This window comes from Spirillospora sp. NPDC048819, from assembly GCF_040650055.1.
GTDB lineage: Bacteria > Actinomycetota > Actinomycetes > Streptosporangiales > Streptosporangiaceae > Spirillospora.
This window is the reverse complement of sequence record NZ_JBEZGN010000015.1, coordinates 159,880-184,291: the sequence shown is the minus strand read 5'-3', so window position 1 is coordinate 184,291 and position 24,412 is coordinate 159,880. Positions and strand designations below refer to the sequence as shown.

General features: G+C 72.6%; 21 protein-coding genes and 2 tRNA genes. 11 read left to right on the top strand and 12 right to left on the bottom strand.

The window, feature by feature from the left end:
• The 3 genes from AB0C35_RS21595 to AB0C35_RS21585 form a co-directional block, all read left to right on the top strand.
• Positions 1 to 469 (top strand): anti-sigma factor (locus tag AB0C35_RS21595; RefSeq protein WP_358458455.1); only part of this gene is annotated, 469 nt, incomplete at its 5' end.
• A 40-nt stretch (positions 470 to 509) separates the two neighbouring features.
• Entirely contained in the window at positions 510 to 1,163 is a 654-nt protein-coding gene (gene pnuC, locus AB0C35_RS21590) for a nicotinamide riboside transporter PnuC (RefSeq protein ID WP_358458453.1), read from the top strand.
• Positions 1,160 to 2,269, top strand: a complete 1,110-nt coding sequence (locus AB0C35_RS21585; RefSeq protein WP_358458451.1) for an AAA family ATPase — start codon at positions 1,160 to 1,162, stop codon at positions 2,267 to 2,269. Before pnuC ends, AB0C35_RS21585 begins: the two co-directional genes overlap by 4 nt.
• Here AB0C35_RS21585 and AB0C35_RS21580 read toward each other — a convergent pair.
• Complete coding sequence (locus AB0C35_RS21580; RefSeq protein WP_358458449.1) at positions 2,266 to 3,525, bottom strand: ROK family protein; 1,260 nt, start codon at positions 3,523 to 3,525, stop codon at positions 2,266 to 2,268. The two genes, AB0C35_RS21585 and AB0C35_RS21580, sit on opposite strands and share 4 nt — an antisense overlap.
• Positions 3,526 to 3,650: 125 nt before the next feature.
• On the opposite strand from AB0C35_RS21580, the gene AB0C35_RS21575 reads away from it, so the two are divergent.
• Both AB0C35_RS21575 and AB0C35_RS21570 read left to right on the top strand, forming a co-directional pair.
• Entirely contained in the window at positions 3,651 to 4,940 is a 1,290-nt protein-coding gene (locus AB0C35_RS21575; RefSeq protein ID WP_358458448.1) for a Gfo/Idh/MocA family oxidoreductase, read from the top strand.
• Positions 4,937 to 6,226: an ABC transporter substrate-binding protein gene (locus AB0C35_RS21570; protein ID WP_358458446.1), complete on the top strand. Its 1,290-nt coding sequence runs from the start codon at positions 4,937 to 4,939 to the stop codon at positions 6,224 to 6,226. Before AB0C35_RS21575 ends, AB0C35_RS21570 begins: the two co-directional genes overlap by 4 nt.
• Here AB0C35_RS21570 and AB0C35_RS21565 read toward each other — a convergent pair.
• From AB0C35_RS21565 to AB0C35_RS21535, 7 genes are all read right to left on the bottom strand, one after another.
• Positions 6,217 to 8,055 (bottom strand): glycoside hydrolase family 3 N-terminal domain-containing protein, encoded by a 1,839-nt coding sequence (locus tag AB0C35_RS21565; RefSeq protein WP_358458444.1) that lies wholly within the window; start codon positions 8,053 to 8,055, stop codon positions 6,217 to 6,219. The genes AB0C35_RS21570 and AB0C35_RS21565 overlap by 10 nt on opposite strands.
• Positions 8,056 to 8,149: 94 nt before the next feature.
• Positions 8,150 to 8,221 (bottom strand) — tRNA-His (locus AB0C35_RS21560).
• Between the two features lie 28 nt (positions 8,222 to 8,249).
• Positions 8,250 to 8,334: transfer RNA gene (locus AB0C35_RS21555), tRNA-Ser, on the bottom strand.
• Positions 8,335 to 8,593: 259 nt separating this feature from the next.
• Positions 8,594 to 8,845, bottom strand: coding sequence for a sigma factor-like helix-turn-helix DNA-binding protein (locus tag AB0C35_RS21550; protein ID WP_358458442.1), 252 nt, complete (start codon positions 8,843 to 8,845; stop codon positions 8,594 to 8,596).
• A gap of 143 nt (positions 8,846 to 8,988) precedes the next feature.
• Positions 8,989 to 9,903, bottom strand: a complete 915-nt coding sequence (locus AB0C35_RS21545; RefSeq protein WP_358458440.1) for an ROK family protein — start codon at positions 9,901 to 9,903, stop codon at positions 8,989 to 8,991.
• Entirely contained in the window at positions 9,900 to 11,018 is a 1,119-nt protein-coding gene (manA, locus tag AB0C35_RS21540) for a mannose-6-phosphate isomerase, class I (RefSeq protein ID WP_358458438.1), read from the bottom strand. The genes AB0C35_RS21545 and manA overlap by 4 nt, the downstream gene beginning before the upstream one ends.
• A 462-nt stretch (positions 11,019 to 11,480) precedes the next feature.
• Positions 11,481 to 12,731: an MFS transporter gene (locus AB0C35_RS21535; protein ID WP_358458437.1), complete on the bottom strand. Its 1,251-nt coding sequence runs from the start codon at positions 12,729 to 12,731 to the stop codon at positions 11,481 to 11,483.
• Between the two features lie 105 nt (positions 12,732 to 12,836).
• On the opposite strand from AB0C35_RS21535, the gene AB0C35_RS21530 reads away from it, so the two are divergent.
• From AB0C35_RS21530 to AB0C35_RS21510, 5 genes are all read left to right on the top strand, one after another.
• Entirely contained in the window at positions 12,837 to 13,328 is a 492-nt protein-coding gene (locus AB0C35_RS21530; RefSeq protein ID WP_358458435.1) for an Lrp/AsnC family transcriptional regulator, read from the top strand.
• A gap of 48 nt (positions 13,329 to 13,376) precedes the next feature.
• Positions 13,377 to 14,798: an MFS transporter gene (locus AB0C35_RS21525; protein ID WP_358458433.1), complete on the top strand. Its 1,422-nt coding sequence runs from the start codon at positions 13,377 to 13,379 to the stop codon at positions 14,796 to 14,798.
• Positions 14,799 to 14,812: 14 nt separating this feature from the next.
• Positions 14,813 to 16,519 carry an AMP-binding protein gene (locus AB0C35_RS21520; protein ID WP_358458431.1) on the top strand — a complete coding sequence of 569 codons (1,707 nt, stop codon included), beginning with the start codon at positions 14,813 to 14,815 and terminating at the stop codon, positions 16,517 to 16,519.
• 29 nt (positions 16,520 to 16,548) lie between these two features.
• Positions 16,549 to 17,466 (top strand): phosphotransferase, encoded by a 918-nt coding sequence (locus AB0C35_RS21515; protein WP_358458429.1) that lies wholly within the window; start codon positions 16,549 to 16,551, stop codon positions 17,464 to 17,466.
• A 67-nt stretch (positions 17,467 to 17,533) separates the two neighbouring features.
• A complete protein-coding gene (locus AB0C35_RS21510; RefSeq protein WP_358458427.1) occupies positions 17,534 to 17,806 on the top strand; it encodes a zf-TFIIB domain-containing protein in 273 nt (90 codons plus the stop codon).
• Between the two features lie 122 nt (positions 17,807 to 17,928).
• On the opposite strand, the gene AB0C35_RS21505 is transcribed toward AB0C35_RS21510, so the two are convergent.
• The 3 genes from AB0C35_RS21505 to AB0C35_RS21495 are packed head-to-tail and all read right to left on the bottom strand — an operon-like array spanning position 17,929 to position 22,804.
• Positions 17,929 to 20,487, bottom strand: a complete 2,559-nt coding sequence (locus AB0C35_RS21505; protein ID WP_358458425.1) for a polynucleotide kinase-phosphatase — start codon at positions 20,485 to 20,487, stop codon at positions 17,929 to 17,931.
• Positions 20,484 to 21,896, bottom strand: a complete 1,413-nt coding sequence (locus AB0C35_RS21500) for a 3' terminal RNA ribose 2'-O-methyltransferase Hen1 (protein WP_358458424.1) — start codon at positions 21,894 to 21,896, stop codon at positions 20,484 to 20,486. Before AB0C35_RS21500 ends, AB0C35_RS21505 begins: the two co-directional genes overlap by 4 nt.
• A 56-nt stretch (positions 21,897 to 21,952) precedes the next feature.
• A complete protein-coding gene (locus AB0C35_RS21495; protein WP_358458422.1) occupies positions 21,953 to 22,804 on the bottom strand; it encodes a DUF3152 domain-containing protein in 852 nt (283 codons plus the stop codon).
• 77 nt (positions 22,805 to 22,881) lie between these two features.
• Between AB0C35_RS21495 and AB0C35_RS21490 the strand changes: the two genes are divergently transcribed.
• On the top strand, positions 22,882 to 23,709 hold the full coding sequence (locus AB0C35_RS21490; protein WP_358458420.1) for a TIGR02452 family protein: 828 nt from the start codon (positions 22,882 to 22,884) through the stop codon (positions 23,707 to 23,709).
• Between the two features lie 4 nt (positions 23,710 to 23,713).
• Here the strand turns inward: AB0C35_RS21490 and AB0C35_RS21485 are convergent, their stop codons facing one another.
• Positions 23,714 to 24,361, bottom strand: a complete 648-nt coding sequence (locus tag AB0C35_RS21485; protein WP_358458466.1) for a TetR/AcrR family transcriptional regulator — start codon at positions 24,359 to 24,361, stop codon at positions 23,714 to 23,716.
• Positions 24,362 to 24,412: the final 51 nt, after the last annotated feature.

The following is a 24,412-nucleotide window of genomic DNA, read 5'->3' as shown; positions in this document are numbered from 1 at the left end:
GCCGGTGCGTCCGCGGCGGTGGCGCCGCGCGGCCGCCGCCGGGCTGGCCGCCGCCGCGTGCCTGGTGACGGCCGCGTCCGTCGGCGTCGCGATCAGCGAGCGGCAGCGCGTGGAGCGGACCGAGGCCGCCTACCGGGAGGTGGCGTCCGTCCTGTCCGCACCGGACGCGCGTTCGGCGACGGGCCGCGCCCCGGGCGGCGGGACGGTGACGATCGTCGCGTCCGCGTCGCGCGGCCGGGTGGTCGTGGCGTCGTCGGGGCTGCGGACGCTGCCGTCCTCGAAGGCGTACCAGCTCTGGCTGATCGACGCGGGCGGTCCCCGTTCGGCGGGCCTGCTGCCGGACGACCGGAGCCGCCCGGTCGTCGCCGGGACGTGGCGCCCGTCCGACAGGCTGGGCGTCACCGTCGAGCCCGCCGGCGGGTCGGTGCGGCCGACCACGACGCCGCTCGTCCTGCTGAGTCCCGCATAACCCCTTGTCGTCTCTTTGACGATATGTGATCATTGCGGGCATGTCGGTGAACGTTCCGCTGGGCCCGCTGCTCGACCCCGCCTTCCATCTCGGCACGGTGCCGACCACGTGGGCGGAGCTGCTCGGCTTCGCGACCGGCGCCGTCAACGTGTGGCTCGTCGTCCGGCAGAACATCCTCAACTGGCCGATCGGCATCGCGAACGTGATCCTGCTCGGCCTCGTGTTCCTGGACGGCGGCCTCTACGCCGACTCCGGGCTGCAGGTCTTCTACATCGCGCTCCAGACGTACGGGTGGTGGGTGTGGCTGTACGGCGGGGACGGCCGCGACAACCTGCCGGTCAGGCGCACACGCCGCACCGAATGGGCGGCCCTCTTCGTGGCGGGCGCGGCGACCACCGCGCTGCTGACCTGGGCGCTGTCGGCCTGGACGGACTCGACCGTGGCGTTCTGGGACGCCCTCACCACGGCGATCTCCCTCATGGCCGTCTACGGGCAGTCGCGCAAGCTGCTGGAGTCGTGGTGGCTGTGGATCACCGCCGACCTCGTCTACATCCCGCTGTACTTCCACAAGGACCTGAAGCTGACGAGCGTCCTGTACGTCGTCTTCCTGACCTTGTGCGTGTTCGGCCTGCTGGCGTGGCGCCGCGACCTGCGCTCGCAGACGGCCGGCCGTCCCGCTCCGGTCCCCGCATGACGTACGCGCACGGGCTGGTGATCGGCAAGTTCTACCCTCCGCACACCGGCCACCGCCATCTGATCGACGCCGCCGCCGCGGCGTGCGCCCGGGTGAGCGTCGTGGTCGCCGCGTCCAGCGTCGAGAGCATCCCGCTTCCGCTGCGCACCGCGTGGCTCCGCGAGACGCACGAGCAGCCGCACGTCGAGATCATCCCGGCGGTGGACGACGTGGAGATCGACTACGAGTCGGACGAGATCTGGTCGGCGCACGTCGCCGCGTTCCGGGCCGGGCTGGCGATGCGGTCGGGCCTCGGCGTGCCCGTCCCGCCGGTGGACGCGGTGTTCAGCTCCGAGGCGTACGGGCCCGAGCTGGCGAAACGGTTCTCCGCCGTCCACGTCGCTGTCGACCCGCCGCGGGACCGTTTCCCCGTCAGCGGTACCGCCGTCCGGGACGATCCCGTCGGGAACTGGGAGTTCCTGGCGCCGCCCGTCCGGGCGTACCTGGCGCGGCGGGTCGTGGTGGTCGGCGCCGAGTCGACCGGGACGACGACGCTGGCCCGCGCCCTCGCCGCGCACTATGCCGGGCGAGGCGGCGTGTGGGCGACGACCCGGTGGGTGCCGGAGTACGGGCGCACGTTCACCGAGGAGAAGCTGGCCGCCGCCCGCCGCGCCTCCGGCGATCCGTCGCTGTGGCTGGACGACCTGGTGTGGGAGTCCGCCGACTTCACGCGGATCGCCGAGCATCACGCCGCTCTGGAGGACGCCGCCGCGCGGTCGGGTTCACCGCTGCTGGTGTGCGACACCGACGCGTTCGCCACCGCGGTCTGGCACGAGCGCTATCTCGGAGCGCCGGCGCCGGAAGTCGAGGCCGTGCATGAGCGGAACCCGCACCATCTGTGGATTCTCACCGACCCGGAGGGCGTCCCGTTCGAGCAGGACGGCTGGCGCGACGGGGAGTCGATCAGATCGTGGATGTCGGGCCGCTTCGAAGAAGAACTACGGAAACGGGGCCTGCCGCACATCACCGTGACCGGCCCACACGAACACCGCCTGGCCACCGCCGTGACGGCAACCGACGCGATGCTGGCCGAGGGCTGGTCGTTCAACACCCCGCTGACTCCCTAGCCCTTGGCGGACGGATCGGACGGGCGGTCGACGCGGAAGAGGTCCTCGTCGATCCGGTCCAGGGCCAGCCGGACCGCGCCGAGGCCGACCGACTCGTCCCCCAGCTCGGACGCCACGATGCGGACGGGGCTCAGGCACAGCGGCTCCACCCGCCGCCGCAGCTCGGAGACCAGCAGGTCGCCGGCCCTGACCAGCGGTCCGCCGACCACGATCATCTCGGGGTCGAGGGCGAGGGCCATCGCCGCGACGCCGCGCGCCATCCGGGCGGCGAGCCGCTCCACGACCGCCCTCGCCTCGGCCGCGCCCCAGCCCGCGGCCTCCAGAACACGCCCGGCGTGGTCGAGCGCGGGCCGCGCCGACCCCGCCGAGCCACCGCCCGCCGGCACGTCTCCGCACGGCATGTTCCTGGCCGCCGAGGTCAGTTCCGCCAGTGCGGCGCTCGCGGCCTCGGGGCCGGCGTCCGTGCCGGTGATGAGGGCGGCGGTGGTGTCGCGCAGCCCCATCTCGGGCAGCATGCCGATCTCGCCGGCGGCGCCCCAGCGTCCCCGGTGCAGCCGTCCGCCGATGAGCGCGCCCGTGCCGGTGTGCAGGCCCGCGTGGACGCACACCACGTCGTCGACGTCGCGGGCGGCGCCGCGCCAGCGCTCCGCCATCGCGGCGAGGTTGGCGTCGTTCTCCACGAGGACGGGGCAGGAGAACGAGCGGCCGAGTTCGCGGGCCAGGTGAACGCCCTCCCAGCCGGGGACGACCGTGCAGGACGTGACCGTTCCGTCCGGCGCGACGACTCCCGGTGTCCCGGCGGCCACCGCCCACAGCGACCGCCGTTCGACGCCCGCGGCGGCGAGGCACGCCTTGACCGCGGCGCGCACCCCCGCGATGCGCTCGCCGGGCGGCGCCTGCACGTCGAGGTCGGCGCGGTGGCCGCCGGCGACCCCGCCGGTGAGGTCGGCGACGACGAGCCGCACCCGGTGCGCGTCGATGTCGATGCCGAGCGCGTGTCCGGCCTCCGCACGGAACCGGTAGCGGCGGGCGGGGCGGCCCAGCCCCGCGCCGGGACGCGGCGCGTCCTCGGCGACCAGGCCCCGGTCGATCAGCTCGGCCAGCACGCCCTCGGTGGTGGGCCGGGACAGCCCTACCCGCCCGGCGAGCCCGGACAGCGTGCCCTCGCCGCCGTCGCGCAGCGCCCGCAGGGTCGCGGCGGAGTTGAGCCGGCGGAGCACCGACGGGTCGCCCCCGTGCAGGGAGTGGTGTGTCACGGCACCTCTTGACAGCGGTCGGCGGACGGATGACATTGAATGCCGAAGCTACTTATGAAAGTAACTTGCATAATGGCCCGGTTTCGTCCCGGGCCAAGGATAGCGAGGTCAGGAGGCCCTACCCGATGGAGCAGCCGGGGCCCGCAATCGCCGTGGCCGGAGCCGGACTGCGCGGGTCCGGTTACGCCGGGCGGATCGCCCGCACCGGGGCCGGCCGGATCGTCGCGGTCGCCGAGCCCGACCCCGCCCGCCGCGCCCGCTTCGCCGCCGAGCACGGCGTCCCGCCCGGGCGGGCGTTCCCCGGCTGGCGCGAGATGGCCGCCGCCGGACGCGTCGCCGACGGCGTCATCATCGCGACGCAGGACGCCGAGCACGCCGAGCCCGCGATCCGGTTCGCCGGGCTGGGCTGCCACATCCTGCTGGAAAAGCCGATGGCGACGTCCGAGGCCGACGCGCTGCGGATCGTGGACGCCGTCGAGGCCGCCGGCGTCATGCTCGCCGTCTGCCACGTCCTCCGCTACACCGGGTACACGCGCGCCCTCCGGGACCTGATCGCGGACGGGCGGATCGGCACGCCCATCAGCGTCCAGCATCTGGAGCCGGTCGGCTGGTGGCATCACGCCCACTCCTACGTGCGCGGCAACTGGCGCCGCGAGGACGAGTCCGGGCCGATGCTGATGACCAAGTCGTGCCACGACATCGACTGGCTCATTCACGTGCTGGGCGAGGTCCCCGCCCGGCTCTCCTCGTTCGGGCGGCTGTCGCACTTCCGGCCGGAGAACCGCCCGGCCGGCGCCGCCGACCGGTGCGCCGGCTGCGCGGTGGAGGCGCGCTGCCCGTACTCCGCGACCCGGCTGTACCTGTCCTGCCTCGGCGACCCCCGGCGGGAGGCGTGGCCGCTCGGCGCGGTCACCGACGACCGCACCGAGGCGGGCGTGCTGCGGGCGCTGCGCGAAGGCCCGTACGGACGCTGCGTCTACGCCTGCGACAACGACGTGGTCGACCACCAGGTCGTCAGCATGGAGTTCCCGTCCGGCGCGACCGGCGTCTTCACCATGACCGCGTTCTCCCCCGCCGCGCAGCGCCAGACCCGTATCTTCGGTACGTCCGGCTCCCTGGAGGGCGACGGCGTGCGCATCTCGGTCCGCGACTTCGTCACCGGGGAACTGGAGACCATCGAGCCCGGCGACTCGTCCGACGCCGCGTTGGACGGCCGCCACGACCACGCCGACGACGCGCTCGCCGACGCCTTCGCCGCGGCGCTGGCCACCGGCGACGCCGGGCGCCTCAGCTCGGGCGTCCGGGAGAGCCTCGCCTCGCACCGCGCCGTCTGGGCCGCCGAACGCGCCCGGCTGGACGGCACGGTCATCGCCCTCGCCCCGGATCCACCCGTGAAAGGCCCGGTGCCGCCATGACGATCAGACCCCTCTGGACGGGCGCCGCAGCGGCCGCGTCCCTGGTCCTTGCGCTGAGCGCGTGCGGCGGCTCCTCCGATCCGGGGACGCCCGAGAGCAACGACGGCCGCGGCCCCATCACCGTCGCCACCGGCAAGGACCTCACCCAGACCGTCCCGAAGCTCGTCGCCGAGTGGAACGGCGAGCACCCGGAGGAGAAGGTCCGGCTCGTCGAACTGCCCGAGGACGGCGACCGGGCGCGGCAGCAGCTCGTCCAGAACATGCAGATCGAGTCGGACGCCTACGACGTGGTCCGGCTCGACGCGGTGTGGACGGCGGAGTTCGCCGCGCGCCGCTGGATCCTGCCGCTGCCGGACGGCCTCGTCGACACCTCCTCGTTCGTCCCGGCGGCCCTGGAGACCGGCAAGTACCGGGGCAGGCTGTACGCGGCGCCGTGGCTGACCGGCACCGGCGTCCTCTACTACCGCGAGGACCTCCTCTCCAAGGCCGGTGTCGAGGGCCCGCCGAAGACGTGGGACGAGATGCGCGACGCGTGCGCCAAGGTCAGGCGGCTCCCGGAGGGCGAGGGCGTCGGGTGCTACGCAGGCCAGTACGGCAAGTACGAGGGCCTCACCGTCAACTACTCCGAGGCCGTGCAGTCCGCGGGCGGCGAGGTCTTCGACGCGTCCGGCAGGCCGCGGGTCACGACGCCGCAGGCCAAGGCCGGGCTCCGGTTCCTCGTGGACGCCTTCGAGGACGGCACGATCCCGGAGGAGGCCATCACGTTCAAGGAGGAGGAAGGCCGCCGCGCCTTCCAGGAGGGCGGCCTCGTCTTCCACCGCAACTGGGCCTACGTGTACGCGCTCGCGTCCGCCGAGGACGGCTCCGAGGTCGCCGGGAAGTTCGGCGTCGCCCCGATCCCCGGCAAGGACGGCCTCGGCTCCGGCACCCTCGGCGGCAACAACCTGGCCGTCTCGGCGTTCTCCCGGCACCAGGCCACCGCCCGCGACTTCATCGCCCACATCGTCAGCCCGGAGATCCAGCACGAGTACGGCCGCGCGCAGTCGTTCCCGCTCTCCCTCGCCGCCCTCTACGACGACCCCGGAATGATCGAGCGGTATCCGTACCTGCCGGTGCTCAAGAAGGGCATGGACAAGGCCAGGCCCCGTCCGGTCGTCGTCCGCTACAACGAGGTCAGCGCAGCCGTCCAGGAACACGTGACCGCCGCGGTCACCGGTGAGAAGTCCGTCGACCGGGCGGCCGGAGACCTCCAGAAGGCGCTGGGCGCCCTGACCGCTCAGTCGTAGGTGAGGCCGTAGCCGAACGGGAAGAGCGGCTCCTTGCCGTCGCCCCGGTTGATGGGCTGCTGGTCGCTGTCGCGCATCCACGTGACCGGGAGCCGGCCGGTGGGGGCGGTGCGGCCGAACAGGACGTCGGCCACGCCGGCGCCCTCCGTGCCCGGCAGCCACGACGCGACCAGCGCGTCCCACTCGGGAAGCTCCGCGGCGATGTCCATCGGGCGCCCCGACACCAGCACCACGATCACCGGGACGTCCGCCGCGCGCAGCCGCTCGATGGCCTTGAGGTCGTCGGCGTCGAGGCCCAGGTCACCCGTCCTGTCGCCGTGGTATTCGGCGTAGGGCTTCTCCCCCACGACGGCGATGGCGGCGTCATAGGACCCGTCGACGCCGGTGCCGTCCCTGCTGTAGGAGGCGGGCGGGTCCGCCGCCGCGCGGATGCCCTCCAGGATCGTCGTGCCCGGCGTGATCGGGCCCTGCTCGCCCTGCCAGGTGATCGTCCAGCCGCCGGACTGCACGCCGATGTCGTCCGCGCCGCCGCCCGCCACGAAGATCTTGTCGTGGTCGTCCAGGGGAAGCACGCCGTCGTTCTTCAGCAGCACCTGCGACTCGGCGACCGCGCGCCTGGCCAGCTCGCGGTGCGCGGCTCCGCCGACCGTGCGCAGATACTCCCGGTCCGCCATCGGGTGCTCGAACAGGCCCAGCTCGAACTTCTTGGCCAGGATCCGGCGGTTCGCGTCGTCGATGCGGGACATGGGGACGTCGCCGTCCTTCACGCCTTCCCGCAGGTACTCGATGAACCTGCGCCACTTCGTCGGCACCATCACCATGTCGATCCCGGCGTTGACCGCGGCGGCGACCTCGTCCCGGGTGAAGCCGGGCTCCCCGTCGATCTCGTCGATGCCGTTGTAGTCCGACACGACGAACCCGGTGAAACCCAGCTCACGCTTCAGCACGTCCGTGATCAGGTACCGGTTCTGGTGCATCTTCAGCCCGTTCCACGAGCTGTAGGAGACCATCACCGAGCCGACGCCGCGTTCCACGGCCGCGCGGAACGGCGGCAGGTGGACCGCGCGCAGTTCCCTCTCCGGGATCCTCGTGTCGCCCCGGTCGTCGCCGCCGGCCGTGCCGCCGTCCCCGACGTAGTGCTTCGCCGTCGCCAGGACGGACGCGGGGCCGCCCAGCTCGTCGCCCTGCAGCCCCTCGATGAGCGTCGTCATCATCGAGGGCAGCTCGGGCACCTCGCCGAACGACTCGTACGTCCGGCCCCACCGGTCGTTGCGGGCCACGCACACGCAGGGCGCGAAGTTCCAGTCGACGCCCGTCCCCGCCATCTCCCGCGCGGTCGCGGCGCCGATCTCGCGGACCAGGGCCGGGTCGCGGGACGCGCCGAGCCCGATGTTGTGCGGGAAGATCGTCGCGCCGACGACGGTGTTGTGGCCGTGGACGGCGTCCACCCCGTACATCAGCGGGACGCGCAGCGGCTGGGCGAGCGCGGCCCGCTGGAACTCGTCGTACATGTCCGCCCACCGCTCCGGCGTGTTCGGGGCGGGCGCCGAACCGCCGCTCGACAGCACGGAGCCGATCCGGTAGCGGGTGATCTCCTCCGTGGTGATGTACCTGCGTTCGGGCTGCGTCATCTGGCCGAGCTTCTCGTCCAGGCTCATCCGGTCGAGCAGGTCGTCGACCCTGTCCTCGACGGACAGCTGCGGGTCGAGATAGGGGGCGGGTCCCGGCTCCGCCCGGACGGGGACGCCGAGTGCGGCGAGCACGAGCGCGGCCAGCACGCCGAGCGCCAGGAGGCCGGACCACATCGCCTTCGCGGAGGAGCTGTGCATACAGAAGGCTTTTCCATCGTTGATCAAATGCAACGTCAGCCGGAACCAGCCCCTGGGCAATATCTGGCGCCCATCACCGCCCTTACTTCACAAGGGCCCCCGACCGGGATCGAACCGGTACCTCCAGGATCACAACCTGGCATGCAGACCACTACACCACGAAGGCCACGTCTCCGGCATGACCGCACCGGACGCGGAGGGTGCGAGATTCGAACTCGCGCAGGGATGACCCTGACCACGGCTTAGCGGGCCGCTGCCTTACCACTCGGCCAACCCTCCGGGAAAACAAAAGACCGCCCACGGTCTGCGGGCGGTCGGCGTCAGAACGCGCTGGTCACGTCCTGGGGCGGCTCCCGAGACCGGAGAGGCTGCTGCTGTGGATCCGATGACTGCGCATGTCCTTCTCCTTCCGGTCTCGTTCCCTACGACGCCCATGGTGCCGGGGCGGGAACCGCCCCGGCAACCCGTTTATCCGGCGGGCCTCCCGCCGCGCATCGGGATCGAGGCCGGCGTCGCCGGGGAACTCGCCGCCCGCGCGTCACACGGTCGGTCGCGGGGTGTCCAGGGCCGTGTTCAACGCTCGGAGCGCGTGGTAGACGCGGGCTTTCACCACGTCCACCGGCACCCCCAGCGAGGCGGCGGCCTCGTTGACCGAGCGGTCTCTGAAGACCGTCTCGGTGAGGATCTCGCGGTGCACGGACGGCAGGGTCTGGAAGGCCCGGGCGACCACCGCGGGGCGCATCCGCTCCCCCGGCAGGCCGGGGGCGAACGAACCGGTGTTCTTGCCCATTCGCAATCCTTTTCGTCCAGCTCATCCCCGGTTCGGGGGTGACGGCTCAGTTGCCACGCAACGAACCTCGCACCGGATGGGCCTCGCGGCGCCGTCCTTATGACGGCGTTAAGGAAGCGTTGAGTCTCAGATTCGGGGGCCGGTCACGGCGTCTGCCGGAGAGGTTCGCCGGACCCGATCAGGGCGAGGGCGGCGGCGCCGTACAGCCCGGCGTCGCGGTCCAGGGTGGTGACGGAAACCCGCAGGTGGCGCAGGTGGGACATGCCGGCGCGTGCGGCGATCGCGTCCCGCAGGGGGTCCAGGAGCAGGTCGCCGGCGGCCGCGACACCGCCGCCGATGACGATGTCGTGGACGTCGAGGACGGCGGCCGCGCCGAGGATCGCCGTGGCGAGCGCGTCGGCGGCCCGCCGGAAGGCGGACAGCGGGATCGGCGCGCCGTCGCGGGCGGCGGCCGCCAGGGCCCGGGCGTCGGGGCGGCCGGTCGCGGGGGACGTCCAGCCCCGGGCGAGCGCCCAGCGGACCATGCTGGGGCCGCCGGCGACGGTCTCCAGGCAGCCGCGGGCGCCGCAGACGCAGGGCTCCCCGTCGCGGTCGACGATGACGTGCCCGATGTGCCCGGCGTTTCCGGTCCGGCCCGTCCAGGGGCGGCCGTCGATGATGAGGCCGCCGCCGACGCCGGTCGACACGACGATGCCGAGCAGCGAGGAGCAGGTGTGGCCGCCCCGCCACCATTCGCCGAGGGCCATGCACTGGGCGTCGCCCGCGAGCGAGACGGGGACGCCGGGCACGAAGCGCCGGACGGCGGCGACCAGGGGGAAGTCGCGCCAGCGGGGGATGTTGACCGGGCTGACCGCGCCGGACGCCGTGTCGATCGGGCCCGCCGAGCCGATGCCGACGCCGGTGAGGCCGGGTCCGGCGAAGTCGGCGACGAGCCCGCGCAGCGTGGCCGTCGGCGACTGCCCGACGGGGTGCTCGGCGCGGTCCTGGAACGTTCCATCAACGCCGACCCGGGCGATGGCGAACTTGGTGCCGCCGATGTCGAGGGCCAGGACGGTCATCGGATCGCGGGCAGCACGCGGTAGAGGACGCCCTTTCCGGTGAGGCGGGTGGCGGGGGCGTTCGCGGGGACGAAGGCGGCTCGGCCGCGGGTGAGGGTCAAGGTGCGATCTGTCGTGAGATGGGCCTCGCCTTCCAGGCACAGAAGCGTCTGGGGCAGGCCGCCGGTCAGGTCATGGGGGTCGCCGGTCAGGTCGTGGCGGACGAGGATGAATTCGTCGGCCTCTGGACGGTACCCGAATTCCGGCGACGGTTCGACCCTGGCGGGGCTCGATGGGACGAACTCGACCACGCGCATCAGTTCCGGGACGTCGATGTGCTTTCCGGTGAGCCCGCAGCGCAGGACGTTGTCGGAATTGGCCATGACCTCGATGGCGAGACCGCCCAGATAGGAGTGCGGAACTCCGGCGTCCAGAAAGAGCGCCTGGCCGGGCTTGAGTTCGACGTGGTTGAGGAGCAGGGCCGCGAGGACTCCCGGGTCGCCCGGGTGCGCTCGGGCGATGTCGGCGTAGACGGACGTGAGGGACGGTTCGACCGCGGCCTGAATGCGCCGGGAGTCCTCGTCCAGCATTTGTGTGAGAACGGTGCGGAGAGCCCGGTCCGGCGGCTCGGTTCGCAGCACCGCGATCCAGGGGCGCAGTTCGGGAACGGCGAGGCTTTCGAGGAGGTCGGCGGTTCCGGCGGGGTCGCGGAAGCCGCAGAGCCCGTGGAAGTCGGTGAGGGCGCAGACCATCTCCGGCTTGTGGAAAGGGTCCTTGTAGGTGCGGGTGAAATGGTCGCGCGGGACGCCGCGCTCCTCCTCGACGGCGAATCCCGCTTCGGCCTGCGCCGTCGTCGGGTGCACCTGGAGGGACAGCGGTCGCTCGACGGCGAGGATCTTGAGCAGGTAGGGCAGCGTGGGGCCGAAGCGCTCCACCGAGGGACGGCCCAGCATCCCGACCGGGTCGCCGCCGATGAGGACGTCGAGCGGCGTCCCGTCCACCGACGAGGGCGCCGCCGGGTGCGCGCCCGCCCACAGTTCGGCCTGCGGGCGGCCGGTCGGCTCGATGCCGAGCAGTTCCGGCAGCGCGGTGCGCGACCCCCAGTCGTACGGGCGGATCGGGGTCGTGAGCGGCATCGGCGCGGTCATGAGCCGGGCGCCCGGGCCGCGGCGATCATCGGACGCTTCACCGATCTCCCCAGTTCGGAGGTCCCGCTCCTCATCGGGACGGCCACGATGGGCGGCATCCGCCCGCGTGTTCTCCTACTGAGGGGCACTACCGCTGTCAGTTTCGTGCTCGCGAGGACAGCGTACAAGTGCCGGGCACTCCCCGAACGCCGCCCGGGCGGCGGTTGCCGCGGGGCGCGAGCGGCACCGGTGCAACGGCCGGTGAAGCTCGGGGACGGCTCGCCGCGGCCCGGCGTCCGGCCGGCGCAGCCTCTAAGATGAGGGCCCGGGGAGGTGGTGGACCGTGGGCAAGCACAACAAGCCGGCGACACGCTCCTGCCCGGGCTGCAACGGGACCGGCACCAGCACCGCCACCGGCGAGACGTGCAACGTCTGCCGCGGCACGGGCCGCATCTGACGTCACCGCGCCCGTCACGGCGGCCTGACGTCCACGGCCGCCGCGTCTCGGGTCCCGGGCACGGCGTCTCCGGGCGGGGTCTGTCCGGGCGCCGGAGGCGTCCGTTCGCCGCGGCGGGCCAGGATCAGCGTGATCAGCAGCGTCAGGGCGCAGGACGCCCAGGCGAGGACGGCGTAGCCGCCGGCGGACAGGACGACGGTCGACAGCAGGCTCGCCGCCGCGGCGAGCATCCAGACGGCGGCGTCGACCGCGCCCTCGGCGTGCGGGCGCTCGGACTCCGGAAGGTCCCGGGCGAGCAGGCCGCTGCCGCCGACGAAGCAGAGGTTCCACCCGTAGCCGAGAAGGAAGAGCGCCAGAGGACGTCCGAGGGCACCGGTCGCGACCGCCGCGAGCGCGGTGGACAGGGCCAGCGTGAGCAGGCCGCCGAGGATCACCGGGCGCGGGCCGAAACGGTCGACCAGGCGGCCGGTCACCGGTGACAGGGCGAACATGCCGAGGGTGTGCGCCGAGAGCGTCATCCCCACGGCCGCGAGGCCGTCGCCGTGCAGGTGCATGTCCAGCGGCGCGGCGGTCATCACGGCGACCATCACGACCTGCGCGGTCACCATCACCGTCAGCGCGGAACGCGCGACCGGGGTCGTGACCAGCTTGCGCAGCGGCACCGGCGAGCGGGGCGTCCCCGTCCTGCCGCGCGGCCCGGCGGTCGTCGCGGCGGCGGCGCCCGCGCAGGTGAGCACGGCCAGCAGGAAGGGGCCGGCGAGGACGGGGAAGCCGAGGTCGCCGGCGACCGTGCCGGACGGGTGGAGCAGCAGCGGGCCGCCGACGGCGCCGACGGCCGCGGACCACACCACGAGCCCGATGGCGGTGCCGCGCCGTCCCGCCGGGTACAGGTCGGCCGCCGCGTAGCGGGACAGCTGGGCGCCGGCGTTGCCGAGCCCCAGCAGCACCATCCCGAGGCACAGGCCGGCGACGTCGCCGTGCGCGACGGCGACGGCGGCCAGGCACGCGCCCGCGGCCGCCGAGAGGTAGCCGAGCAGGAGCGTGCCGCGGCGGCTCATCCGGCCCATCAGCCGGGTCAGGGTCAGCGCGCCCAGGCCCGTCCCGGCGATGCCGAGGGCGTTGGGGACGCCTCCCCAGCCCGCGCCGAGCCGGTCCGCGGCGACCAGGGTCCCGGTCGCGCCCGCGACCGCCATGGACGCGTTCATCAGGGCGGTGCCCGAGCCCAGCGCCGCCATCGGGCGCACGCGTTTCGCATGAAGGAGCATGTGTTAACGGTAGGAATGTCGATCATCCAGGGGAATGGACACTTCCTGGTGTTCAGCACCGCTCGCCTCTATTTTGGAAGGCGTTCCGCGAGGGAGGCTTTGCAGATGGATCGAGAGCTGGACCAGACCGACTGGCGCATCATCGCCGAGCTTCAGCGGGACGGGCGCCTCTCGTTCAACGGGCTGGCGCGCCGGGTCAACCTGTCGTCCCCGGCGGTCGCCGAGCGTGTGCGGCGGCTGGAGGAGACCGGTGTGATCACCGGCTACCAGGCGCGGGTGGACCCGGCGCGGGTGGGGCAGCCGCTGACGGCGTTCGTGCAGATGCGCTGCGCCCTCGGCCGCTGCCTGCTGAAGACCAGCGCCGCCGAGGACCTGCCCGAGGTCACCGAGGTCCACAAGCTCAGCGGCAACTGGTGCTCGATGCTCAAGGTGCGGGTCGCGTCGATGCCGCACCTGGAGGGGCTCCTCGAACGGCTCGGCGAACACGGCGAGATGAACTCGCACATCGTCCTGTCGACCGCCTACGAGGGACGCCCCGTCGAACCGCCCGCCCCCGGCTCCCGCACGGTCACCGCCTCCGAGGGCTGGACCCGTTAGCCTCCGGCACCGCGCGCGGCGTGCGCGGGTGGCATAGCGTGGCCCAACGTGTTCAGGCGCGCGATCGTTCTAGCCGTCGTCCTGCTGTCGTCGTTCACGTTCCCGCTGGCGATCACGGGGGCGTCGGTGGCGCTGCCGGAGATCCGGGAGGACCTCGGCGGCGGCCTCGCCTCCACGCAATGGGTGATCAACGGGTACAACGCGTGCTTCGCGAGCTTCCTGGTGTTCGCGGGCTCGCTGGCCGACGTGCTCGGCCGGCGCCGGACCTTCGCCGCCGGGGTCGCGCTGTTCTGCACGAGCGGGCTGTTGAGCGCGGTCGCCGGGGACATCGTGACGCTCAACGCCGTCCGCCTCCTCGGCGGCGTCGGCGCGGCCGCGGCGGCCACGGGCGGCTCGGCGATCCTCGCCCAGGTGTTCCACGGGCGGGCGCGGGTGCGAGTCTTCGGCGCGCTCGGGACGGTGCTCGGCATGGGGCTCGCCTTCGGGCCGACGATCGGCGGGCTGCTCGTCGACGTGCTCGGCTGGCGCGCGGCGTTCGCCGCCCCGTCCGCCGTCGCGGGCCTGGTGCTGCTGCTCGCCCCGATGCTGCCCGCCGGGCGGGACGCCCGCGGACGCGGGGTCGACTGGCGGGGCGCGGTCCTTTTCACCTCGTCGCTGCTGCTGCTCATCTCCGCGGTCGTGGAGGGCGGCCGGCTCGGGTTCGGGCATCCTGCCGTCGTCGGCGCGTTCGCCGCGTCCGCCATGCTGGGCTCGCTGTTCTGGGTCGCCGAGCGCCGCGCGGAGGACCCGATGTTCGAGCTCGGGCTGCTGGCCGACCGCCGCTTCTCCTCGCTCGCCGTCGCGGCGGGCGCGATCGTGTTCGTCCTGGTGCCGTTCCTGGTGTACCTGCCGTCGTACCTCATCTCCGTGGTGGGGCTGGACGCGGGCGAGGCGGGCCTGTGGCTGCTGATGCTCACCGCGCCGACGGTCGTGCTGCCCACGGCCGGGTCGGCGCTCGCCAAGCGGGTGCCGAGGGTGGTGCTGGTCGCCGGCTCGGTGGCCGTGACCGGGGCCGGCGCCCTGCTGCTGATGACCATCGGCCCGGACAGCACGCCGGCGGGGCTGGCAGTCCCGCTCGTGCTCACCGGCGCCGGCTTCGGGCTGTCCACGGGCCTGCTGGACGGGCTGGCGATCAGCGTCGTGCGTCCCGAGCAGGCCGGGACGGCGGCGGGCATGTTCGCCACCTCCCGCCTCGCGACCGAGACCATCGGGATCGCCGTCGTCGGCGCGATGCTGGCGGCGCTCAGCGGCGGTCGCCTGGAGGGCTCCGCCTACACCGGCGCCCTCCACACGGTCTGCCTGGCCCTGGCCGCGTTCGCCGCCGTCGCCACGTGCTGCGTCCTGCTCCTCTTCCGCGGCGGCGCGGATCGCGGGCCGCACACGGCCGCGGGTAAAGATCTTGAACCCGCGACGCGGACGCCCGATAGATGATTGAATCGTCTCCTATGTGGCACTCGTCACAACGATCTTCTCCGTGGCGGCGGTCGTATCAGCCCGGCGTTCCCGGCGATCTCAACATCCCGGACATTCCCGTCACACGGCTGCTCGACGACGCGGCGGAGCGGTACCCGCGCAGGCCCGCGCTGTACTTCTTCGGCCGCGAGATCTGCTACCGGGACCTGCGCGAGGCCGTGGACCGGTTCGCCGACGGCCTCCACCGGCTCGGAGTCCAGCCCGGCGACCGGGTGGCGCTGATCCTCCCGAACTGCCCGCAGCAGGTCATCGCGTTCTACGGCGTGCTGCGCAGGGGGGCGATCGCGGTGCAGCACAACCCGCTGTACACCGAGGAGGAGATGCTCCATCAGCTCGCGGACTGCGGCGCCCGGGTCGCCGTGGTGCTGGATCGTTCCTACGCGACGGTGAAGGCCGTCCACTCCAAGCTGCGGCTCGAACACATCGTGGTGACGTCGCTCGTGGACTTCCTGCCGCTGCACAGGCGGATCGCGCTGAGGCTGCCGCTGGTGCAGATGCAGCGGCGGCGCGCCGCCATCACCGCGGACGTGCCGGCCGACCCGGCCGTGGTCCCGTTCAAGGAACTGCAGAGGGTGCCGCGGCAGCGCGTGGGCCAGCTGCCGATCGAGCCGTCCCGGCATCTGGCCGCCATCCAGTACACCGGCGGGACGGAGGGACGCCCCAAAGGCGCGATGCTGACCCACCGCAACCTCATCGCCAACGCCTGCCAGCAGCACGCGTGGGATCGCGACGGGCGCCCGGGAGAGGACGTGACGCTGGCCGTCCTGCCGCTGTTCCACTCGTTCGGGCTCATGAGCTGCCTCGTGGCGCCGGCGATGACGGCCGGGGCCGTGGTGCTGCTCCCGCGCTACGACGGCGACCGGGTGCTCAGCGCCATCCGCAAGTACCGGCCGACCATCTTCCCCGGCGTGCCGACGCTGTACGAGAAGGTGCTCGACAGCCCCCGGTTCCAGCCGTCCGACCTGAAATCGCTGCGCATCTACATCTCCGGCGCGATGGGACTGGGGCAGGGCACCATCGACCGCCTCGGACGGCTCGGCGCCCGGGGGCTGATCAACTGCTACGGGCTCTCGGAGGCGTCCCCCGCCGTCACCGGCAACCCGCTGGACGGCCGGGCCCGGAACCTGACCGTCGGCCTGCCGCTGCCCATGACCGACGTCGTCATCGTCGACCAGGACGAGCCGACGAAGGTCCTGCCCCCGGGCGAGCCCGGCGAACTCGTCGTGCGCGGGCCCCAGGTGTTCGTCGGCTACTGGAACGCGCCGCTCGCCACCGCCCAGGCCCTCTCGAAGGGGTGGCTCCGCACGGGTGACATCGCGGTGATGGACGAGGACGGTTTCATCACCATCCTGGAACGCCTGCGGGACATGATCAAGATCAGCGGGTTCACCGTCTCCCCCACCGAGGTGGAGAAGGTGCTGCGGCGCCATCCCGCCGTCTACGACTGCGCCGTCGTCGGCGTCCCGGACAGCCGGCGCGGGGAGCGCATCATCGCCCACGTGGTGGAACACCCCGCCTACCCGTTCTCGGCGGACGAGCTGCGGCGGCACTGCGAGCGCTTCCTGTCGCACTACAAGGTGCCGGACGAGTTCCGGCCCCGAACCGAGCTGCCGCGCAACATCATCGGCAAGGTCATCCGTCAGCGGCTCCGCGACGAGGCCGTCAACTCACCGGCGTAGACGTCGTGCGCCGGGTGTTTACTGGGCGGGTGCACATCGAGACCGTCCAGCCGGAGCTCCTCGCCCGGCTCGTTGAGATCGGACGCGACTCGGCCCGCGTCGCACCGCCGTCCTCCGCGCCCGCGGAGCCGGAGACGCTGTACGACCGGCACGGCGTGCTGGTCGTGCGGGTCGGCGACGTGGTGGTGAAGGCGCATCAGGCCGACCGTGAGCACGGGGCCCCGTTCCTCGAACGGATACGCCTGGCGGGCACCCTGCCAGGCGTCGTGATCGGGCCCCTGGGGCAGCCGCTCAGCGTGCAAGGGCGGACGGTCACGGTCTCCGTGTTCGGTGACCCGGTGGATCCTCAGCAGGACCTTCCCTGGGAGGACGGCGCGCGGCTTCTGGCGGAGCTGCATTCCACGACGATCCCGGCCTACGCGCCCCGCTGGGGACGTCCGACCCGTGTGGCGCGGCTGGTCTCCCGTCTCGCCGGCGGTTCCGCCGAGGACGAGGTGCGGCGGGCCTTCGCCACGCTCCCCTCCTGGATACGCGGTGAGGGCCGGGAACCGTCCGGGACAGGGGAACGCCTCATCCACGGCGACTGGCACCTCGGCCAGATGGTTCGCGCGCAGGACGGACGGTGGCGGCTCATCGACATCGAGGATCTCGGCAGAGGCGACCCCGCGTGGGACCTCGCCCGTCCCGCCGCGCTCTACTCGGCGGGTGTCCTGCACCCCGATGAGTGGGGCCGCTTTCTGGGTGCGTACCAGTCGGCGGGCGGTCCGGCGGTGCCCGCCGGCGGCGACCCGTGGACGGCCTTGGACGTGCCCGCGCGAAGTCTTGCGATCCAGATCGCCGCCACGTGCGTCATATCAGCCAGAAGGGAAGATCGGCCACTTGACGGGCCAGAGCAGGCGATGGTCGACGCCTGCGCGAGAATATCCGCGGCAGGGGGCACGGCATGACGTGGCGCGAAACCTGCCCTACATTTAGCCTCTACCTGGGGATCCAGACCGGAAGGACGACAAGGCGATGCACTGCCCTAAATGTCGTGGCGTAATGCGGACCTACACCCGCAGCGGCGTCCACATCGAGCAATGTGACAGCTGCCGGGGAATCTTCCTCGACTACGGGGAGCTTGAGGCCCTGGCCCAGATGGAGGCCCAGTACCGGGCGGCGCCGCCGCCCGCCGGGGCGCCGGGATGGGGAGCGCCTGCCGGAGGGGCGGCGGTGGTTCACCACCACCACGGCGGGCACCGCCGCCCTCACCACGGCAGCGTGTTCAACATGCTGTTCTCCACCTGAGCCGCTCCTCCGGAGCAGCCAGGCGGCGGCCTTGGCGCGGCCCGCCTCGCAGGGGTGCCCCCTGGAGGCGGGCCGCACGGCCATGGGCACGGGCCACACGGCCGCAGCCCTTGGCCGCCCGGTCACAGACGCGGGTCGACGGGTTCGGATTCGAGCGCCAGGACGGCGAAGACGGCCTGGTGGACCCGCCACAGCGGTTCACCGCCGGTGAGCCGGTCGAGCGCCTCGACGCCGAGCGCGTGCTCCCGCATCGCCAGTGAGCGCTTGCGGCCGAGCGACCTGCCGCGCAGCCGGTCGAGGTTCTCCGGCTCGGCGTAGTCCGGGCCGTAGATGATGCGCAGATACTCCGGGCCGCGGCACTTGACGCCGGGCTGGATCCGCCGGTCCTCCGGGAACGGCCCCAGCGGCTTGACGACCATGCCCTCGCCGCCGGCGGCGGTGAGCTTCTCCCACCACTCGGTGACGGCGGCCTCCGACTCCGCGGCGTTCAGGTCGGCGGTCACCGAACCCGTCCGCTGGACGAGCCCGGTCGGGTCGCCGTCCGCCAGCCGCCCGGCCACGGCCATGTGCCACTCGTGGTCGCGTTCGACGGCCCAGTTGCGGCCCTCTCCCGCGAGGATCTGGAACGGCGCGAGCCGGAGCCCGCTCAGCCCGTCCACCGTCCAGCAGTACCGCGCGTAGGCGTCCCGGAAGCGGGACGCGTTCGCGGCACGCCGGTCGACCCGCTCACGGAGACCACCGAGGTCGAGGCCGCGTTCGTCCGCGCGCGCGAGAACGTCGGCGGCCATCGGCAGGGCGGCGCGGGCGGCCGCGCCGGTCGCCGCGTACTGCGTGCGGATGAGGTCCATGGCCTTGGCCGACCACGGCATCAGCTCGCTGTCGATGACGAGCCATCCGGTTTCCAGCTCGTCCCAGAGCCCGGCGGCGCCGATCGCGCCGCGGAGCCGGTCCAGGACCTCCGCCGTGCGCGACGCGTCCCTGAAGAAGGACCGTCCGGTGCGGGTGTACACGGCGCCGGTCGTCCCGTCGGCCACGCCGAAGCGGTCGGCGGCGACGGACGCGTCGCGGCAGACGACCACCACGGCCCGCGAGCCCATGTGCTTCTCCTCGCACACCGCGCGGACGACGCCCTTGTCCCGGTACGCGGCTAGGGCCTCGGCCGGGTGCTCCAGGTATCCGGGCAGTGACGACGTCTCCGCAGGGGCCATGGTGGGCGGCAGGTAGACGAGCCACCGCGGGTCCACGGCGAACCGGCTCATCACCTCAAGCGCGGCCAGGGCGTTCTCCTCGCGGACGGCGACGCGGCCCATCAGGCGGGTCTCGACGCCCTGGTTGCCGAACACGTCCTCGATTTTGAGGACCTCGCTCTCCCTGTGCCCGCCCGCGCTGGAGGAACCGGCCGGCGCCTCCAGCGGACGGGTCGGCTCGTACCAGACCTGCCGCGCGGGGACGGACTCCAGCTCGCGTTCCGGATAGCGCAGCGCGGTCAGCTTCCCGCCGAACACCGCGCCGGTGTCCAGGCAGATCGTGTTGTTGATCCACTCCGCTTCGGGGACGGGCGTGTGCCCGTACACGACCATGGCCTTGCCCCGGTAGTCGCGCGCCCACGGATAGCGGACGGGCAGCCCGTACTCGTCGGTCTCCCCGGTGGTGTCGCCGTAGAGCGCGAACGACCGCACCCGTCCGGACGCGCGGCCGTGGTAGTCCTCCTTCAGGCCGGCGTGGGCCACGACGAGACGGCCGCCGTCCAGGACGTAGTGGCTGATGAGGCCGTCCATGAAGCTCAGCGCCGCGTCGCGGAATTCTTCCGTTTCCGCGGAGAGCTGCTCCATCGACTCGGCGAGCCCGTGCGCGAGGCGCACCTTGCGGCCGCGCAGCGCGCGCACGAGCTTCGCCTCGTGGTTGCCGGACACGCAGAGCGCGTCGCCGGCGGCCACCATGCCCATCACCAGGCGCAGCACGCCCGGCGAGTCGGGGCCGCGGTCGACGAGGTCCCCGACGAACACGGCGGTGCGCCCGCCGGGGTGGTTCGCCCCCGCGGCGCGTCCCTGCGCGTCCCGGTCGATCTCGTAGCCGAGGTCGGCGAGGAGGTCCTCCAGTTCGGCGCGGCAGCCGTGCACGTCGCCGATGATGTCGAACGGCCCGGTCAGCTCGCGCCTGTCGTTCCACGCCTTCTCGTAGGTGATCGTGGCGGCGTCGATCTCCTCGACGCCGTTCAGCACGTGGAACCGGCGGAACTCGCGTGCCAGCGTCCGCAGGCCGCGCCGCAGCTCGCGGCGCTGCCGCGGGATCACGTGCGCGGGCAGGTCCCGGTCCGGGCGGGCGGCGTTGCGTTCGGCGGCGACGCTCTCGGGGACGTCCAGCACGATCGCGACGGACCGCACGTCGTGGTCCTTGGCGATCTGCAGCAGCGACTGCCGCGCCCTGCTCTGCACGTTCGTCGCGTCCACCACGGTCAGCAGGCCGCGCCGCAGCCGCTTGGCCACGATGTAGTGCAGCAGGTCGAAGGCGTCGCCGGTGGCGGACTGGTCGTTCTCGTCGTCCGACACGACCCCGCGGCAGTAGTCGGACGACACCACCTGCGTCGGCTTGAAGTGCTTGCGCGCGAAATGCGACTTGCCCGAGCCGGTCACGCCGACCAGCACGACGAGTCCCATGTCCGGGAGCTTGATCTCGGTCATCGTGTGAACACCCCCATCTGCGTCGGTGCGCCGACCTCGGGATCGTCGTCGCCGACCGGCACGTACCGGACGCGGTAGCCGTGCGCGGCGGCGACCCGGCCGGCCCACGCGCGGAACTCGGCCCGCGTCCATTCGAACCGGTGGTCTGGGTGGCGCATGGCCCCCGGCGCCAGCCCCTCGTAGCGGACGTTGTGCTCGGCGTTCGGGGTCGTCACGACCACCACGCGGGGCGAGGCGTGCCCGAACACCACCCGTTCCACGGCTCCGAGGCGCGGCGTGTCGATGTGCTCGATGACCTCCATCAGCACGGCCGCCTCATAGCCGCGGAACCGTTCGTCGGCGTAGGTCAGCGCGCCCTGGAAGACGTCCTGGACGCGGTCGTTCTCCCGGCGCGGCTGCTTGTCCCAGCGGAGCCGCCGCCACGCGTGGCTGAGGGCGCGGTGTGAGACGTCCGAACCGGAGATCTCGCTGAAGAAGTCGTCCTTGGCGAGTCGCGTGAGCAGTTTCCCTGAGCCGCAGCCAAGGTCGATGACGCGCCGGGCGTTCTCGTCGCGCAGCTCCTGCACGACCGACTGGAGACGGCGTTCGGCCAGCGAGACGGACTTCTCCTCCGTCTCCTCCGCCGCCGGCTCCTCCTCGACCTCCGCGGGGTCGAGGGCCTCGTCGGGCGCGTCCTCGGCGTCGGCGAGGCGGCCCAGCGCCGTGCGGACGAGACCGCGCCGGTTGGCGAGATAGCGGCGGGTGATGGCCCCGCGGTCCGGGTGCGCGGCCAGCCAGCCCTCCCCCGCGCGGATGAGCTTGTCCACCTCGTCAGGAGCCATCCAGTAATGCTTGGCGTCGTCCAGGACGGGCAGCAGCACGTACAGCTGGTTGAGCGCGTCGGCGAGCCGCACCGTCCCGGTGAGCGTGAGCGTCACGTACCGGGAGTCGCCCCACTGGGCGAACTCCGGGTCGAGCGGAACGGGCACGGCCGAGACGTCCCAGCCCAGCGGCTCGAAGAACCGCTCGGCCTGCCGGGCCCCACCACGGCACGGAAGGGCCGGCAGGACGATTTCGAGCGGAATCGGCGTCGCCGCCAGTTCGGGACGCAAGTCGCACCGTCCGCGCATGGCGGTGCGGAACACGTTCGCCATCGCGGACGCCAGCAGCGAGGACGCCGCGTACGGGCGGTCGTTCACGTACTGGCCCAGGGAGAAGTCCGGCGTGCCTCTGCCGCGCGTGCGCACGAGCTTGACCGGATCGACGTCCATCAGCAGCGCCGCCGTGCACTGCCGCTCGCCGGCGTCGGGGTAGAAGACGTGCGCCGTGCCGAAGGACTGCTCGAACCTCTGCACCCGGTCGGGGTGCTTGTGCAGGAGGAACCCCAGGTCGGTCGCCTGGCCCATGGTGGTCTTGATCGTCAGAAGCACGCCCCAAGTCTGGCGGACCCCGCCGGATGCCCCACATCCTTTTTCGGGGCGAGGGCTCAGGGAACGGACGGCCCCTTGATGAACCGCCCCTTCCGGTCGTACGGCCAGCCGTTGACGCGGCAGCCCTTGAGCCCGAAGATCTGCTGTTGCATGACGGGCGCGAGACGTCCGCGTCCGGAACACGTCATGTGGCCGAATCCGAGGCGGTGACCGACCTCGTGGTTGATCGTCAGCGCGTGGTAGTGCTCGGGCTGGCCCTTGTAGTAGGTGGTGAGCAGCAGCCAGCGCTTGAGGTTGACGACGACCTGCTTGCCCGCGGCGCAGTTCACCTTGCCCTCGGTCGTCATCCCGTAGGCGCCGCAGATCTTGTCGACGGTGCCGGGCGAGGCCAGCTTCACCACGAAGTCGTACGGGCCCGAGTCGACGCGCTTGAACGCCCACTTGCCGCCGGCCGTCCATCCGCGCGGGTCCGCGAGGATGTCGTCGACGCCCTTCGCGAACGCCTCGGGGCTCTGTTTGAGGCCGCCCTCGACTTCGACCATGTAGCGCATCAGCTTGCCGTGCCCGTGCACTTTGCCGCTCGTGGCCGGACGATGGAACTTCCCCGACCCCTTGGCCGGGATGAACGGGCTGCGCTTCGGCTTGACGAGCGGCGGGTCGGACGGCTCCTCCTCCACCCTGGCATCGCTCCCCTGACCGGGGCGGCCGGCGGCGGACGTGCCGCGCGACGGCTCCGCACCCGGGAGGCGGAACCAGGCGAGCGCCCCGCCGAGCCCGAGCACCAGGACGAGCGCGGTGACCCCGGTGATCATGCCGCGTACCCGCGCCCGCCGAGCCCGCTCGAACTCCCGATCGAGGTCGGGCATCGCGCCGGGACGGGCTCCGTCCCGTGATCGTGTGGACCGCATGGCCCGCCAGCATGGCAGAAAATGATCTTAAAAGGGTTTGCGGACGGGTTCGCGGGACCAGCACAATCTGGGGCGACATGAGCAGACATCCACGCCGTATGACCGCGCAGGAGACCGTGACCATCCTCGAACGCGGCGGCTACACGGCGCCTTCCGGCCGCACCGTCCAGGTCGCGGACGGCTTCGCCCGTACCGTCGAGGGCACCGTCCTTTACCGGCCGGACGAGCTGAACGCACTCCTCAAGCGGCTTCCCGCCGGAGCCTCCGCCGAGACGCGCATCGAGGTCACCGGCGAGACGACCCTCGCCGCCGCGCGCCGGCTGTGCGGCGAGAGGACGGCCCCGTTCGCGCTCAACTTCGCGTCCGCGAAGAACCCGGGCGGAGGTTTCCTCAACGGAGCGCACGCCCAGGAGGAGGGGCTGGCGCGCTCGTCCGGCCTGTACACGTCACTGCTGTCGGCCAGGGAGTTCTACGACTTCCACCGCGCCCAGCGCGACCTCCTCTACAGCGACCACATGATCTACTCGCCGGACGTGCCGGTGTTCCGGGACGACGACGGACGGCTGCTGGAGGAGCCGTACGACGTCGCGTTCCTGACGTCCCCGGCCCCCAACCGCGGCGCGATCCGTGACGCCGAGACGGCGGAGCGGATTCCCGGGGTGCTCCGTCTGCGCGCCCGCAAGCTTCTCGCCGTGGCGCTGGCCAACGGGCACGACCGGCTGGTGCTGGGCGCGTGGGGCTGCGGCGTGTTCCGCAACGACCCGGCGGAGGTCGCGGAGGCGTTCGCCGAGCCGCTGCGTCCGGGCGGGGAGTTCGCCGGACGATTCGAGCACGTCGTCTTCGCGGTGTGGGACACCGCCAAGGGCGCCCCGAGCCGCACCGCGTTCGAGCGCGTCTTCTCCTGACCGGTCAGGCCGGGGGCGGCTCCTCGACGTAGGAGGCGATGCCCCGGACGATGAGGTCGAGCCCGAACTCGAACCGGCCGTCGTCGTCGGCGTCCGTGAGCTCCCGCACCATTCCGGAGAGGACCGGATAGCGATCGCGGGGCAGGGCGGCGAAGTACTCCTTGAACTGCCCGAAGTACTCCTCGAAGTACGCGTGCGGGTCTTCGCCGGCGGGCGCCTTCGCGTAGTAGATCGTCCCTTCGACGGCATCGGCGTCGAGGAACATGCCGAGCGTGTCGACGGCCATGCCGGCGATCTCCTTCGGAACGCCGCCGGCCCGCATGAGCGCGAGCTGTGACTCGGCGACGTCCAGCAGGTGGGGGCCGGTGGGGATGAGCCCCATCGACACCATCGCGATGTCGCGGTGCGAGATGTAGACGCGGCGGATCTCGCGTGCCAGGTCCTTCAGCTGCTCCTGCCAGCGCTCCGGGTCGGGAACGGGGAGCCTGATCTCGGCCGCGACCCGGTCGAGCATCAGCTCGCGCAGCTCGTCCTTGCCGGAGACGTGGGCGTAGAGGGACGCGGGACCGGTGCCCAGCTCCTGGGCGACCCGCCGCATGGTGACGGCTTCCAGCCCCTCCGCGTCCAGGACGCCGATCGCCGTCTCGACGATGGCCTCCTGGCTGAGCGGATGCTTCGGCGGTGCGGCCTTGCGGGGCCGGCG